Origin of the sequence: Paenibacillus sp. YAF4_2 (assembly GCF_052113225.1) — a bacterium.
In the GTDB taxonomy this organism is placed as follows: domain Bacteria; phylum Bacillota; class Bacilli; order Paenibacillales; family Paenibacillaceae; genus Pristimantibacillus.
Genome location: NZ_JBFRCT010000011.1, coordinates 105,107 through 119,696, shown reverse-complemented (window position 1 = coordinate 119,696; position 14,590 = coordinate 105,107). Strand labels below are relative to the sequence as shown.

General features: G+C 50.0%; 14 protein-coding genes. All 14 read left to right on the top strand.

All coding sequences use genetic code 11. From position 1 onward, the window contains the following. Window positions 1-10 precede the first annotated feature (10 nt). The 14 genes from atpD (at window position 11) to AB4Y93_RS23610 (ending at window position 14,590) form a co-directional block, all read left to right on the top strand. Window positions 11-1,414: a F0F1 ATP synthase subunit beta gene (gene atpD / locus AB4Y93_RS23675; protein WP_167280993.1), complete on the top strand. Its 1,404-nt coding sequence runs from the start codon at window positions 11-13 to the stop codon at window positions 1,412-1,414. 24 nt (window positions 1,415-1,438) lie between these two features. Then, complete coding sequence (locus AB4Y93_RS23670) at window positions 1,439-1,840, top strand: F0F1 ATP synthase subunit epsilon (protein ID WP_441895647.1); 402 nt, start codon at window positions 1,439-1,441, stop codon at window positions 1,838-1,840. A gap of 156 nt (window positions 1,841-1,996) precedes the next feature. Continuing rightward, window positions 1,997-2,785 (top strand): tyrosine-protein phosphatase, encoded by a 789-nt coding sequence (locus AB4Y93_RS23665; protein ID WP_441895646.1) that lies wholly within the window; start codon window positions 1,997-1,999, stop codon window positions 2,783-2,785. Between the two features lie 242 nt (window positions 2,786-3,027). Further along, window positions 3,028-5,259 (top strand): methyl-accepting chemotaxis protein, encoded by a 2,232-nt coding sequence (locus AB4Y93_RS23660; protein WP_441895645.1) that lies wholly within the window; start codon window positions 3,028-3,030, stop codon window positions 5,257-5,259. A gap of 350 nt (window positions 5,260-5,609) precedes the next feature. After that, window positions 5,610-5,981, top strand: coding sequence for an NADH-quinone oxidoreductase subunit A (locus AB4Y93_RS23655; RefSeq protein WP_167280987.1), 372 nt, complete (start codon window positions 5,610-5,612; stop codon window positions 5,979-5,981). Next, complete coding sequence (locus AB4Y93_RS23650) at window positions 5,966-6,484, top strand: NuoB/complex I 20 kDa subunit family protein (RefSeq protein WP_091189934.1); 519 nt, start codon at window positions 5,966-5,968, stop codon at window positions 6,482-6,484. The genes AB4Y93_RS23655 and AB4Y93_RS23650 overlap by 16 nt, the downstream gene beginning before the upstream one ends. Further along, the gene (locus tag AB4Y93_RS23645) at window positions 6,481-7,506 is read left to right on the top strand and encodes an NADH-quinone oxidoreductase subunit C (protein WP_441895642.1); all 1,026 of its coding nucleotides are present in this window, start codon (window positions 6,481-6,483) and stop codon (window positions 7,504-7,506) included. Before AB4Y93_RS23650 ends, AB4Y93_RS23645 begins: the two co-directional genes overlap by 4 nt. 7 nt (window positions 7,507-7,513) lie before the next feature. Beyond that, the gene (locus AB4Y93_RS23640; RefSeq protein WP_441895640.1) at window positions 7,514-8,614 is read left to right on the top strand and encodes an NADH-quinone oxidoreductase subunit D; all 1,101 of its coding nucleotides are present in this window, start codon (window positions 7,514-7,516) and stop codon (window positions 8,612-8,614) included. Then, entirely contained in the window at window positions 8,614-9,627 is a 1,014-nt protein-coding gene (gene nuoH / locus AB4Y93_RS23635; protein WP_441895638.1) for an NADH-quinone oxidoreductase subunit NuoH, read from the top strand. Before AB4Y93_RS23640 ends, nuoH begins: the two co-directional genes overlap by 1 nt. Window positions 9,628-9,804: 177 nt before the next feature. Then, on the top strand, window positions 9,805-10,254 hold the full coding sequence (nuoI, locus tag AB4Y93_RS23630) for an NADH-quinone oxidoreductase subunit NuoI (RefSeq protein WP_167280983.1): 450 nt from the start codon (window positions 9,805-9,807) through the stop codon (window positions 10,252-10,254). Between the two features lies 1 nt (window position 10,255). Next, window positions 10,256-10,771, top strand: coding sequence for an NADH-quinone oxidoreductase subunit J (locus AB4Y93_RS23625; protein ID WP_441895637.1), 516 nt, complete (start codon window positions 10,256-10,258; stop codon window positions 10,769-10,771). A 2-nt stretch (window positions 10,772-10,773) separates the two neighbouring features. After that, a complete protein-coding gene (gene nuoK, locus AB4Y93_RS23620) occupies window positions 10,774-11,076 on the top strand; it encodes an NADH-quinone oxidoreductase subunit NuoK (RefSeq protein ID WP_441895635.1) in 303 nt (100 codons plus the stop codon). 7 nt (window positions 11,077-11,083) lie between these two features. Then, window positions 11,084-12,958, top strand: coding sequence for an NADH-quinone oxidoreductase subunit L (gene nuoL, locus AB4Y93_RS23615; protein WP_441895633.1), 1,875 nt, complete (start codon window positions 11,084-11,086; stop codon window positions 12,956-12,958). Continuing rightward, window positions 12,959-14,590: a complex I subunit 4 family protein gene (locus AB4Y93_RS23610; protein WP_441895631.1), complete on the top strand. Its 1,632-nt coding sequence runs from the start codon at window positions 12,959-12,961 to the stop codon at window positions 14,588-14,590.

The window sequence follows — 14,590 nt, the reverse complement described above, 5'->3', positions numbered from 1 at the left end:
AGGGAAAACCATGAAAAAAGGACGCGTAGTATCCGTCATGGGTCCAGTCGTTGACTTGGAGTTCGAACGCGGTAACCTGCCGGAAATCTTGAACGCCGTTAAAATCGTTCAAGATGCCCCAGCAGGCGGCATCAATATTAATTTGACGCTTGAAGTAGCAGTTCATCTGGGTGATAACCTGGTTCGTGCTGTTGCGATGAGCACAACTGACGGTCTGGTTCGCGGCATGGAAGCTGTAGACACAGGCGCGCCAATCACAATTCCAGTTGGTGCACCAACACTCGGCCGTGTATTTAACGTACTGGGCGAGCCTATCGACCAAGCAGGCGACGCAACTTCGGAAACTAATCTTCCGATTCACCGTCAAGCTCCTGCATTCGATGAATTGTCGACACAATCGGAAATTCTCGAAACAGGTATTAAAGTTATCGACTTGCTCGCTCCTTACGCTAAAGGCGGTAAAATTGGTCTGTTCGGCGGCGCGGGCGTAGGTAAAACGGTAACAATTCAAGAGCTGATCAACAACATCGCACAAGAGCATGGCGGTATCTCCGTATTTGCTGGCGTAGGCGAGCGTACTCGTGAAGGTAATGACCTTTACCACGAGATGAAAGATTCCGGCGTACTGAGCAAAACAGCGATGGTATTCGGACAAATGAACGAGCCTCCAGGCGCACGTCAACGTGTAGCTTTGACAGGTTTGACAATGGCTGAATACTTCCGTGATGCAGAAGGCAAAGACGTACTTCTGTTCGTCGATAACATCTTCCGCTTCACACAAGCAGGTTCCGAGGTTTCGGCCCTTCTTGGACGTATGCCATCCGCGGTAGGCTACCAGCCAACACTGGCAACTGAAATGGGTCAATTGCAAGAGCGTATCACGTCGACGAAAAAAGGCTCGGTTACTTCGATCCAAGCGATCTACGTACCTGCCGATGACTACACTGACCCGGCTCCTGCAACGACGTTTGCTCACTTGGACGCTACAACTAACCTTGAGCGTAAAATCTCCGAGATGGGTATCTTCCCAGCGGTAGATCCACTTGCTTCGTCGTCCCGTCTTCTTAACCCAGAAATTCTGGGCGAAGAGCATTATAACGTAGCTCAAGGCGTTAAGAAAATTCTTCAACGCTACAAAGAGCTTCAAGATATCATCGCAATCCTTGGTATGGACGAGTTGACGGAGGAAGATAAGCTGACTGTATCGCGTGCGCGCCGCATTCAATTGTTCCTGTCCCAACCGTTCCACGTTGCTGAACCGTTCACAGGTATCAAAGGTAAATACGTACCTGTTAAAGAATCTGTTCGCAGCTTTAAAGAAATTCTCGAGGGCAAACATGACGACCTTCCGGAAGAAGCTTTCCGATATGTAGGTGTGATTGAAGAGGCCGTGGAGAAAGCCAAAACGCTGTAATAGCGAAAGGCGGGAGGATTCCACATGAGTACTTTTCTAGTTGAAATCGTAACTCCGGAGCGCAAGGTTTATGCAGAAACGGCTAATATGGTCAGTGTTAAAGGTATCGCGGGTGAGCTCGGTATTTTGCCGAACCATATCCCACTCGTAACACCGCTGCGTATTGCACCGATCAGCATTAAGCGCGAAGGCAACAAAGTAGACGTTCTGGCTGTTGGCGGAGGTTTCATTGAAGTCCGTAAGGACAAAGTGGTTATCCTTGCTGAAAGCGCGGAGCTGGCTTCAGAAATTGATGTCAATCGTGCGCAAGCTGCGAAACAACGTGCTGAAGAGCGCCTGGCAGCTAAACGCGACGAGGTTGATTTCAAACGTGCAGAGCTTGCTCTGCAACGTGCATCGAACCGGATCAACGTTACAGAGCGTTAATAACAAGCGCCGTTCAGATCTCATCAGAGATCTGGACGGTGTTTTTTTAATTAATGAAATAATACATAAAGCCGACTTGTGTCTCATTGACTTCAATAGGACTATCTCTCACAATAGGGATAAATAACGGGTCGATTGGAAGGAGACACGAGGGACATGATTGATGTCCATACGCACATATTACCTGGAATCGACGATGGAGCAGCTGATTGGGAGTATTCCATCAAGCTAGCTCGCGCTGCGGCTGCGGAAGGCATAACTGGCATTGTCGCAACACCGCATCATTATGATGGCAAATACAGTAATGATGTTGAGACGGTCAAGGCATTGACCGAGGAGCTGAACGGGAAGTTGACTGAGCTGGATATCCCTGTTCGGATACTGCCTGGTCAAGAGATTCGGGCCCATAATGATTTTCTAACGAACTGGCAAAGCGGCAAGTTGCTGCCGATGGGGTTATCGTCATATGTGTTGATTGAGATGCCATCCTCTCAAATACCAAGGTCGATGGAACAAATCGTATATGAGTTGCGCTTGCTTGGCATTCGTACTGTAATCGCCCATCCAGAGCGTAATGCGGAAGTCGTACAGGAACCGAACCGTCTCGCTGAGTTGGTAGAGCTTGGGGCGTATGCACAGGTGACGACCCATTCCTTACTGGGAGGCTTCGGCAGGGGGATTGAGAAGGCTGCTTGGACATTATGCCGGCGTGGACTCATACATATTGTCTCTTCGGATGCTCATCATCTGGAGTGGCGTGGTTTCCGTATGAAAGAGGCATATGAACGAGTGGAACAAGAGCTTGGTCCAGCCTGGAGACGTTACTTCGAGCGTAATGCGCAGGCGATCTGGGATGCTAGAAGCTTAACCGACCAGCCTACCATTCTACAGGCAACAACCAAGACGGCCGGCTGGAATAAAATTAAGTCATTGTTCGGAAAATAGACAACTTTAAGCTGATTTATTTGGTAAAAATTAGAAACATATGATAGGGAGGCTGTCTCAAGGTTCGGTTTATGAGCCTGAAGACAGCCTTTTTTCGTGGAAAATAGTGCTTTTGTAACAAGAATGTTTAAGAAATTATACAAAACGACGAAAAATACCTTACATATCTATCAAATTTTCTCAAATCTTATGTTAGTATATATGACATAACTACTAGATGACCAGGATATGGGGGATGTATCATGTTCGACTGGCTTGGTGCGAAAAAAGGGCTGCCGCTTTGGGTGTCGTGGCGTTTGAATCGCGGGATGAAGAAAGATGTTGAACAGATTTTTGAAGGAATTGCAGAGACGCGCAAGGAGCTGTTAACTTCTTGGGCTCAAGAATATTGGGGGCATCTGGAGCGCCTTGCAGAGCAGGTGGAAGCTGTTGCAGCGCTGGGTCAACTGGGTCAACTGGGCCATCAGGAGGAACATGGACCACAGATTGGCAGATTACTAGAACGTACATACGCAAGGGGTAATGATTGGACGGAAATATTCCTCCTTGATGAGAACGGGCAGGTTGAAGTGTCGACTTATGATAAACATAGAGGGACGAGCTATAGCGACGGCAGTATTTTGGCTCCGGGACTTACCTATGTGAGAGCGGGCGGTGTTCCGCGTCCTTGCTTGTTTGGACCATTTGGCGATCCGGTTACGTTAAAGCTAGGCCCAAGATCGTCCTCTTTCCACGACAAAATGACGCTTCTGTTCATCTACCCGCTAGTCATCAATGGAAAGTATGCAGGAGCTCTATGCGGACGTGTGCCAAATGACGTGCTTGGTGATCTGATACAACGGGAATCGGGGCATGTCTACCCGGACTCGGGTGATAATTATCTGTTTATGGCGAAGCCGCATTTGAATCAGCAGATTGCGCTGGGTACAGCATTATCGCGCAGCCGCTTCGAGGACCGGACGTTTACGCATGGTGAGAACTTGAAGGACGGGGTCACAACAGACTGGGGCATTGTTTCCATTAAGGAGCATACGGAGCTTGAGATTGTGTTCACGGACCCTGCGACCGATGAGCTGCATCCAGGCGTTCGGAGTACGATCGACAATGGCAGTAATTTGTTTGTTGAATTTCCAGGTTACTCCGATTATCGGCATATCCCGGTTATCGGGAAAGGGCTTACCTTACAGCTTCCGCATTGCCCGGATGTATGGGGGATGATGTGTGAAGGTGACCTTGAAGAGGTATACCGGACTCGAAGCATCAGATGGCGTCTTAGCAGGCTGCAGTTGTGGCAGACCCTTGTACAAGCTGTGCTGACAACCGTGCTGGTAGCTGTGCTTGCGGGACAAGCTCCGGTCTGGGTCACCGCGGCGGCGGCAGGCGTATGGACACTAGTGTTTGGGCAGCTATTCGCAGGTGCGCTGCAGCGTAAGGAATCTCACCGGGTTGTCCGCAATTTGCGTCGTATTAATCGGTTCATTCGCATTAATGCCGAAGGTAAGGGCGATTTGACGCAGCGCCTGGAACCGGCCAAGTTCGATAATGACGAGACAAGGGAACTCGCGAAGTGGATTAACAATATGATCGATTCCCTGGAAGGCATCATGCTGAAGGTGAAGCTGGCCGCGTCGGATGTATTATCCAGTCAGCATGTGATGAATGAATCGGCAGCCGTAACCGCGAAATCTACCGAACGCGTCAGCCGGAAGATTGGGGATATGATCGGAAGTATCCGTCATCAACTGAAGGATATTGATATGGCTAAACAGTCAGCGGATGAGATGCGGGATACCCTTCGTTTGCTGGAGCTGCAGGCCGCTGAGCAAATAGCAGTAGCTCAGTCCGAGGTAGACCGGATTGGTGATAAAATGCAGCATATCTCCACCAAAGTTGGCGATACGAACGATACGATCAGAAGGTTTATGCATACGGTTGATGAGATCCGCGGCGTGCTGCAGGTGATCGAGGAAATATCCGCACAGACGAATTTGCTGGCACTGAATGCATCAATTGAAGCAGCACGTGTAGGTGAACAAGGACGCGGCTTCGCCGTTGTTGCATCGGAGATCCGTAAACTTGCGGATATGACCCGCCGCTCAACAGAGGAAGTTCATCAAATTACTCATCAGATTTATGAAGAAGCCAAGCAGGCTTATACCTCGATGGACGAAGGGACACAGGTTGTCGAGGAAGGGACAAAGCTGGTAGCTGCAGCAGCCAGCACGCTGCAGACGGCACAAAGCGAGGACAGCCGGAAATCGCAGGTCGTAGACGAAGTCGTCAAGCTGATGGAGCGTATTGCACTCGTAAGTCTGGAGAACGGCAAAGTCTCCTCTGACGTTGAAGGCAAGGTGCAGGAGTTGATCGGGGAAATGGACAGCGTGCGCCAAACCTCGGAAGGTGTAGAGTCCATCACCAAGTTCCTGCAGCAGCTGGTTGGCCAGTTCAAGCTGACTGAATCCAGACTGAGATAGCTAGAGAATGGAAAGGAATGAATTGGAGAACGCCAAAAGGATGCTACTGCATCGTTTTGGCGTTTTTTTTGCTGTGCGGGGGAGGGGCAGGTGAAGGCAGGGGATGACTTAACGATACCGGACATCGTAAGGTTATTTCATAGAGCAGACGTGGCTACAAGCCGAGGATTGTGTTGTCCAATGCGAGGGAGATCACCTGTCGATTCGTCAAAAACCGCGCCATTACTGGCTTGTTCGGATTTTATGGTCATGGAATCGAACAACTCTGTCATAGACTACTGTGGAAGCATTTGTTATAATTGTGAAGAAAATTGACCAAGCGGCTGGTCCGCTTTGACGGAGGTTATGGTGTGGACAATTACGTCAACCAGTATGTCGTCGTGGCTATTTTTATTTTGCTGGGCATCTTACTCCCGGCTGTGGCACTGACCGTCGGAAGACTGCTCAGACCGCATAAACCGAATGATCCGAAGCGAACAACCTACGAGAGCGGCAATGAGCCGGTTGGCGAAGGTCAAGTGCGTTTTAACATTCGGTATTACATGTTTGCACTAATGTTTGTCATCTTTGATGTGGAAACCGTTTTCTTATATCCTTGGGCCGTTGCGTATAATAAGCTCGGCCTTTTTGTGCTAGTTGAGATGTTCATATTTGCGGCAATGCTGTTTATCGGACTCCTCTATGCCTGGAAAAAGAAGGTGCTGAAATGGAATTCAGTTTAGAGTCGATATCGCTGGAAGAGCGCAAGGAATTAGAACGTAATGTATTTATGGGAACACTGGAGCAATTGAAGGCTTGGGCACGGAGCAATTCCCTTTGGCCGCTGACCTTTGGTCTCGCCTGCTGTGCTATTGAAATGATGGGAACCGGAGCCTCCCATTACGATCTCGACCGGTTTGGAGTCATGTTCCGAACCTCTCCGCGCCAGTCCGATGTTATGATTGTAGCGGGTACCGTTACGAAAAAAATGGGTCCGCTGCTGCGTCGTTTATACGACCAGATGCCTGAGCCTAAATGGGTTATTGCGATGGGTTCCTGCGCAACCGCAGGTGGTCCTTACATCAAGTCTTATGCAGTCATGAAGGGTGTCGACCAGATCGTTCCCGTGGATGTGTACATACCAGGCTGTCCGCCTAATCCGGCGGCGTTGATCTACGGCATTAACAAGCTGCAAGAAAAAATCCGTTACGAGGCGAAAACCGGAAAGCGGGTGACGGAGCGATGAGTGAGGAGAAGGACGAAGAGAAGCAGGTTGAAGAGTCGGCGAAAGAGGCTTCAAGTTCAAAGGAAACGCCAGTAGAGTCGCCGACTTCAGAGGCGGATACCGTCGTCTCGGCGGGCAGCGCAACGCTAGAGAAGGCGTCTGCAGCAGCAGGCGACAGCGAGCCATCAGTAGCGAGCGTAGCGGAAGCGGCGACGGATATGGAGCGGGAAGCGAAGCTGAAGGCTGCAGCGGAAGCGCGGGCGGCAAGAGCGGCAGCGAAGGAAGCTGCGAATGCGGAGGGAGCACCGGAAGCGGCGACGGATCCAGAGCGGGAAGCGAAGCTGAAGGCCGCGGCGGAAGCGCGAGCGGCAAGAGCGGCAGCGAAGGAAGCTGCGAATGCAGGCGGCGCGCCAGCGGGAGAAGCGGCGGCGGATCCAGAGCGGGAAGCGAAGCTGAAGGCCGCAGCGGAAGCGCGGGCAGCAAGGGCGGCAGCGAAGGAAGCTGCGAATGCAGGCGGCGCGCCAGCGGGAGAGGCGGCTGAGCCACCTCCACCGCCGCCACCGTCCCCAAAGCAGCCGCAGCTTGATACGGCTGCCCGGTTGATTCGCAGCCTTGTGCATGAGGAAGCGCTGGAGGATGCTTACATCAATGAGATGAATGGGCATATGCCTACTTTCATAGTGAAGAATGAGCATTGGCTTGCTGCGGCTGTACAGCTGAAGCAGCATGAAGAGCTGCATTTTTCCTATCTGCGTAATGTCTCTGGTGTTGATTATGAAACGCATCTGGAGGTTGTCTATCATCTGGTTGATCTGGAAAGCAGGCGTGAGCTGGCTGTGAAGATAAAAGCTGACCGCAGCGCTCCCGTTGTCACTTCCGCGACGCCGGTCTGGGCGACGGCTAATTGGAATGAACGCGAAATTTATGATTTGCTCGGAGTAACTTTCCCGGGCCATCCCGATCTGCGCCGTATTATGATGTCTGACGACTGGGTCGGACACCCTCTGCGTAAAGATTATGAGCCGCTCGATTCGGAGGTGTAGCTGAAGCGTGATTCGTACCGAAGAACTGCTGTTGAATGTCGGTCCTCAACATCCCAGCACGCATGGCGTTTTCCGTATCGTAGTTAAACTGGATGGAGAAGTCATCACGGAAGCAACGCCAGTTATGGGTTATTTGCATCGTGGAACCGAGAAGCTTGCCGAGCAACTGAACTATACGCAGATTATCCCTTATACCGACCGAATGGATTATGTTTCTGCCATGACGAACAATTATGTACTCGTTCATGCCGTGGAGACGATGATGAATCTGGAGATTCCTGAGCGTGCGGAGTTTATGCGCCTCATTGTAATGGAGCTGCAACGAATAGCCAGCCACCTTGTCTGGTGGGGAACTTACCTGCTCGACATTGGTGCGATGAGTCCATTCCTGTATGCTTTCCGCGACCGTGAAATTATTATTAATCTCTTCAACGAGCTCAGCGGCGCAAGATTAACTTACAACTACATGCGTGTCGGCGGGGTAAAGTGGGATGCACCTCCGGGCTGGCTCGATAAAGTACGGGATTTCATCCCATACATGAAAGGCAAGCTGCGGGAGTACGACAAGCTGGTAAGCGGAAACGAGATTTTCCTCGCAAGGATCAAAGGAATTGGCACTTATGATGCGGCAACAGCCATTGATTATGGACTGTCCGGCGCGAACCTTCGTTGTACCGGTGTAGACTGGGATCTGCGTAAGGCGGAGCCGTACAGCTTATATAACCGTTTCGAATTTGATGTACCTCTCGGCAAGAATGGGGACTGCTATGATCGTTATGTTATTCGGCTGGAAGAGATCAGGCAAAGCCTGCGCATCTTAGAGCAAGCGCTTGAGCAAATGCCTTCAGGCGGAGAAACGATGGGGAAAGTACCACGCGCCATTCGTCCTCCGGCAGGAGAAGTGTATGTTCGGATTGAATCACCACGTGGTGAGATTGGCTGCCATATCGTCTCGAAAGGAAAAGCAGAGCCTTACCGTCTGAAATTCCGCAGGCCGTCATTCGTTAATCTGCAGATTCTGCCTAAGCTCCTGGTTGGTGAGACGATGACAAACCTGATTACGATACTCGGCGGCGTCGACATTGTGGTCGGGGAGGTCGATTGCTGATGGGAGCATGGCTGCATGATTCACTCACCTGGAGCGATGCGGTTATTATTTTTCTATGGGCTGTCGTATTCCTGTTCGTTGTACTTGGCTTCGTGACGTATGCCATTTATTTCGAACGGAAGGTTATCGGCTGGATGCAGCTTAGGATCGGCCCAAACCGGGTTGGTCCCTTGGGCATGCTTCAAACGGTAGCGGATATATTCAAACTGCTAATTAAGGAAGACACGATTCCGCGTAAAGCTGACCGCCTCCTATTCGTCCTAGCACCTATTCTCTGCTATGTTCCTGCATTTACGGTATTGGCTGTTATTCCTTATACAGAAAAGCTGTATTTTGCTGATCTGAATGTCGGCCTGCTGTATTATGCGGCACTATCTGGCATCTCGACACTAGCCATCGTTCTTGGCGGCTGGGCATCCAACAATAAGTATGCACTTCTTGGGGGCATGCGCTCTGCCGCACAGATGATCAGCTATGAAGTTCCGCTTGTGATCTCGGTAGTTGGCGTTATACTGCTTAGTGGAAGCCTGAACTTAAGGGATATCGTGGATGCGCAGGCTGGCGGCTGGTTCTGGGATTGGAACTTCCTTCCGCAGATTATTGGTTTTGTTGTCTTTCTCATTGCGGCTGTATCTGAGCTAAATCGTACACCGTTTGACCTGCCAGAGGCGGAGTCGGAGCTGGTTGCCGGTTATCATGTTGAGTACAGCGGTTTCCGCTTTGCGTTCTTCATGCTGTCGGAGTATGTATACGTGTACGCCATCGCAGCGTTAACGACAGTATTGTTCCTTGGAGGCTGGCATGCACCGGCGCCGTTCCTTGATTTTGTACCGGGCATTATCTGGTTCCTGCTCAAATTCGCCTTTATCGTGTTTTTCTTATTTTGGATCAGAGCGACCTTCCCGCGTATTCGCGTCGATCAGCTGATGGGGCTGGGGTGGAAGGTGCTGCTGCCTGTATCGTTATTAAACGTGTTTCTTACGGCGGGGTATCTGGAGCTGTTCGTAAAGTAAGCAATTCTTTAGGGTTATGCTTACGAAGCAAGAATTGCTTCGCAATTCTTTAAGCTAATGCTTACGAAGTAAGAATCATCACGAACAGCCTATTTCAGGCTATTTGTGTGATCATTCTTTAAGCTAATGCTTACGAAGCAAGAATTGCTTCGCAATTCTTTTTAGGAGGACTCGGCCATGAATGGACTTGTGCAAGGGCTTGGCGTGACGCTTAAATCAATGGTATCGAAAAAAGTGACGACTTCTTATCCCGACGAGCCAATTCTTATGCCGGACCGGTTCCGGGGCATTCAACATTTTATTCCCGACCTCTGTATCGTCTGCAACCAGTGCGCAAGAATTTGTCCAACGGACTGTATTACACTGACGGGCAAACCGAATCCCGATCCGACCAAAAAAGTAAAAGTGATTGACACGTTTGATATTAATTTTGAAATTTGCATCTTATGTGATTTATGCACCGAGGTATGTCCGACGGAAGCGATTGTGATGACCAATCATTTCGAGCTGTCAGCCTTCAGCCGGGATGATCTCTTCAAGGATGTACAGTGGCTGACCGATAATAACACGCTTGTACGTCAGGACAATAATAACATCGGAGCTCCTGCGAAAGGAGGCGCCAAATAATTTGTTCAATATTGATTTTAATGGCGAGTTTGCAGCCTTTTTTATCTTCTCGGCAATTATGATCATCGGAGCGGTTCTTATGGTGAGCCTGCAAAAGGTGGTGCATATGGTCATCTCCATGGCAGGGGTGTTCCTTGGCCTTGCTGGGATGTTCGTCCTCCTGGACGCGGAGTTCGTCGCTTTTGTCCAAGTGCTCATCTACGCAGGGGCGGTGTCCATTCTGATGATATTCGGCATTATGATGACGAATCATCAGGCAGTGAAGGCGGATCCAGTAAAGCCGCTCCATGAGACGCTTGCAGCGATTGCGGCGCTTTGTCTGTTCGGAATCTTGTTCTATGCGATCCGGACGACGACTTTCCCAGATATGCAGCCGCTGCAAGGGGTAGAAGATAATACATTTAGTATCGGTGAGTTGTTGTATACAGGTTATGTCGTACCGTTCGAGCTGTTGTCGGTACTGCTGACGGTCGCTTTTATCGGTGCTATCGCACTTGCGAAGAAGGGAGCTGATTAACGATGCTTCCATCCTATCTGACGATGGCAGCGATCCTGTTTTGTATCGGGCTTTATGGAGCGCTCGTGAAACGGAATGCCGTTATTGTCTTGTTATCGATTGAGCTTATGCTGAACGCAGTTAATCTGAATTTGGTCGCCTTTTCAAAATATGGCGTTGTTCCTTCGCTTACCGGCCAAGTGTTTGCTTTGTTTACGATTACGGTCGCCGCTGCGGAAGCCGCGGTTGGAGTAGCTGTGCTGATCGCTCTATTCCGCGCGAGGGGAACAGTCAATATCGATGAATTCGACGAGATGAGGAGGTAATGCACCCGTGGATCACTTTACACAAACGGCTTGGCTGATTCCACTCTTCCCGCTCGCGGCATTCCTCTTATTGACGGCTCTTGGCCGAAGTTATCGGAAAGCAGGCGTGCTGATCGGATCGATTGGCTCGCTTGCTGCGCTTGTGATGTCGCTTCTCGTGTTCTTCGAGAGGCTGGGCTCGGATGCCGTGGATTACAGCAACAGCTTCAAATGGATTGATTTTGGCGACGTGACGTTCCGAATTGGATTCGAAGTAACCAATCTGAACGCTCTAATGCTCGTCATCGTGACGGTTGTCAGTTTTCTGGTGAACGTGTATTCGGCAGGCTATATGAAAAAAGATGAGCGGATTACCGTCTTTTATGGTTATGTGGCGCTCTTTACCTTTGCAATGCTAGGTCTGGTGCTGTCCGATAATATGCTGATCTTCTATATTTTCTGGGAGCTTGTTGGTGTATGTTCCTTCTTACTAGTTGGCTTCTGGTATGCCAAACCTGCAGCCCGGGCAGCTGCGAAAAAAGCCTTTATCGTAACCAGAATTGGCGACGCCGGACTATTGCTAGGCATTATCGTGCTGTTCTGGTATATGCCCGGCCATGCGCTGGATTTCAGCAACATACATAACGTGTTTAATGAAGGGCAGTCTGGTGCGATTACGATGAGCATTACTACCTCGATTGCTCTGCTTCTCTTCATGGGTGTGATCGGCAAATCAGGTCAGTTTCCACTTCATTTGTGGCTGCCGGATGCGATGGAAGGGCCAACGCCTATCAGCGCCTTGATCCATGCAGCAACGATGGTAGCGGCTGGCGTGTTCCTGCTTGCTAGAACGTTTGATATTTTCGAGGCTTCGGCGGCAGCGATGCATACGGTGGCCTACTTCGGCGGATTTACAGCGATATTTGCTGCAACAATCGCTATCGCGCAGAAGGATATAAAGCGAATTCTAGCCTACTCCACAATCAGCCAATTAGGTTACATGGTTATGGCGATGGGACTTGGTTCGATGACAGGAGGCATCTTCCACCTATTCACGCACGCTTTCTTCAAGGCGCTTCTATTCCTTGCAGCAGGCAGCGTCATCCATACGGTTCATACGCAGAACATTCATGAGATGGGCGGCCTTAGCTCCAAGATGCGAGTGACTACATGGACGTTTGCGATAGGTGCCTTATCCTTATCGGGTATTCCACCATTCTCTGGCTTTTGGTCGAAGGATACGATTTTGGCGACTGCTTTGGATGAAAATCCATTCTTGTTCGCCGTTGGATTGGCGGCGGCCTTCTGCACGGCGCTTTATATGTCGAGGTTATTCTTTATCGTATTTACAGGCAAATCCCGCTTACCCCATTCGGTTGAGGTGCGGGAATCCTCTAAGGTCATGACGATTCCACTTCTTGTGCTTGCTGTATTATCGGTTGGTGCCGGGTTTGTCGAGACGCCGTGGAACGGATGGCTTGGCAAATGGCTGACCGGTGGAGCAGAAGAAGCTCATGCCAGCGGGGCAGCGATTGTAGCTTCTATAGCTGTCGGTGTGCTTGGTATTTATATCGGCTGGCTCATGTACGGGAAGAGCAGTATCGAACGCGGCGCGGCTTCGGCACGTATGCCTTGGCTGGCGAATGTGCTGGAGAAGCAGTATTACATTAATGAATTTTATACTGTCGCGATTGTGAAGCCGGTACGTGGTCTGGGCAAAGGGTTAAATGCCGTTGATGAATATGTCATTGGGGGAGCGGTAAGGTTTATTGGCCTTGCGGCAGGAGCGGGCAGTCGGGTGCTGAACAGACTGAATAACGGCCAGACGCAAACTTACGGCTTAACGGCCATGATCGGACTTGTTGTCATTATCGCGGCTATAGTTGGAAGGAGGTTTTGGTAAATGACTGACCTGACCGATCTTCCGATTTTATCGATTATACTGGTTACTCCGCTTATCGGTCTTCTAGTCGTCCTTCTGCTGCCAAAGCATCGTAACCGATGGCTGCAGACGGCTGCCATTATCGCAACACTTATACCACTTGTGCTGTCGTTATGGCTTTATGCCGATTATGACAAGCATCAGGGCGGAAGTGCTTACGAGGAACAGAATGCTTGGGTGGAGGTTCCGCTTAACAAGGAGACACAAGCCTCTAATGGAGTCACCAGCTATACGTTAACGTTCCAATATGATGTTGGCATTGATGGCCTGTCGCTTCCGCTAATTATACTAACAACGCTGATCACCGCAATGGCTGCATTTGCCTCCATTCATGTGAAAAAGCGATGGAAGGCATTTTACGCCTGGTTCCTCCTTCTTGAGACTGGTGTGCTTGGCGTATTTATGGCAAGAGATCTGTTCTTATTTTTTATTTTCTTCGAAATCACGCTTATTGCGATGTACTTCTTGATTGGGATATGGGGCTATTTTAATCGGGAGCGTGCAGCAAATCAGTTCGTCATTTATAACGGTCTTGGCTCCGCTATTATGCTTATTGCTTTTATTCTTCTTGTGAATACGGCAGGCTTCCATATCGACCAGGAAACCTCGTCCTTTGTATACAGCGGCAGTTATGCGGATATCTTCCGCAATCTGGCAGATCCGTCAGCTTGGGTGAATCTTGCTCCCGACCAGGTTGGAGGAATGAATCCATTCCATATGTCGGATACGATGCATACGGTCATTTTTCTGCTGCTTGTGGTGGCATTTGGGATCAAGCTTCCGATTCTGCCGTTCCACACCTGGATGCTGAAGGTCCACAATGAAGCGCATCCGGCGATTGTGATGATACACTCTGGCATCTTGCTGAAAATGGGGGCATACGGCTTGATCCGCTTCGGGATCGTCTTATTCCCTGAACAGGCCAAGGATTGGGCTATTGTATTGGCTTCACTAGGTTTAGCTAATCTGCTGTACGGGGCGCTGGTCGCTTTCCGCCAGACGGAGCTTAAGCTAGTACTCGCTTACTCGTCGATCAGTCATATGGGAATTGTGCTGCTGGGGCTTGCTGCATTTAACGAGATTGGCTTGCAGGGCGCCATTTTCCAGCTAGTATCGCATGGTTTGATCTCGGCATTGCTCTTCTTAATTGTTGGTAGTTTGTATGAGAGAACAAAGACAACGACGTTATCCGAGCTGGGTGGGCTTGCACGATCAATGCCTTTCATCTCGGGGATTCTGCTTGCAGGAGGTCTTGCTTCCTTAGGCTTGCCGGGGATGTCGGGCTTCGTAGGAGAATTTCTCTCTCTGCTGGGGTTGTTTGATACGCAGCCTTGGATTGCCGGATTCTCTGTGCTTGGTGTCATCCTGACAGCTGTTTATATGCTGCGGGCAGCCATGAAGACGACATTTGGCCCTATTGATGAGCGATATCTGGCGGTAAAAGATGCAAGGCTGATTGAAGCTTTACCGATGATCGTACTGCTGGCGTTTATCCTGCTTCTTGGCTGTTTCCCATCCGTACTAACGGATACGCTTCAATACAGCGTTGAAGGCATTTTCAAACCGTTATTTTCGAGTAGGATGGGGGGGTAA

Coding starts and splice junctions, on each gene's coding strand:
- atpD (WP_167280993.1), top strand. CDS start 11: ATGAAAAAAGGACGCGTAGTATCCGTCATGGGTCCAGTCGTTGACTTG.
- AB4Y93_RS23670 (WP_441895647.1), top strand. CDS start 1,439: ATGAGTACTTTTCTAGTTGAAATCGTAACTCCGGAGCGCAAGGTTTAT.
- AB4Y93_RS23665 (WP_441895646.1), top strand. CDS start 1,997: ATGATTGATGTCCATACGCACATATTACCTGGAATCGACGATGGAGCA.
- AB4Y93_RS23660 (WP_441895645.1), top strand. CDS start 3,028: ATGTTCGACTGGCTTGGTGCGAAAAAAGGGCTGCCGCTTTGGGTGTCG.
- AB4Y93_RS23650 (WP_091189934.1), top strand. CDS start 5,966: ATGGAATTCAGTTTAGAGTCGATATCGCTGGAAGAGCGCAAGGAATTA.
- AB4Y93_RS23645 (WP_441895642.1), top strand. CDS start 6,481: ATGAGTGAGGAGAAGGACGAAGAGAAGCAGGTTGAAGAGTCGGCGAAA.
- nuoH (WP_441895638.1), top strand. CDS start 8,614: ATGGGAGCATGGCTGCATGATTCACTCACCTGGAGCGATGCGGTTATT.
- nuoI (WP_167280983.1), top strand. CDS start 9,805: ATGAATGGACTTGTGCAAGGGCTTGGCGTGACGCTTAAATCAATGGTA.
- nuoK (WP_441895635.1), top strand. CDS start 10,774: ATGCTTCCATCCTATCTGACGATGGCAGCGATCCTGTTTTGTATCGGG.
- AB4Y93_RS23610 (WP_441895631.1), top strand. CDS start 12,959: ATGACTGACCTGACCGATCTTCCGATTTTATCGATTATACTGGTTACT.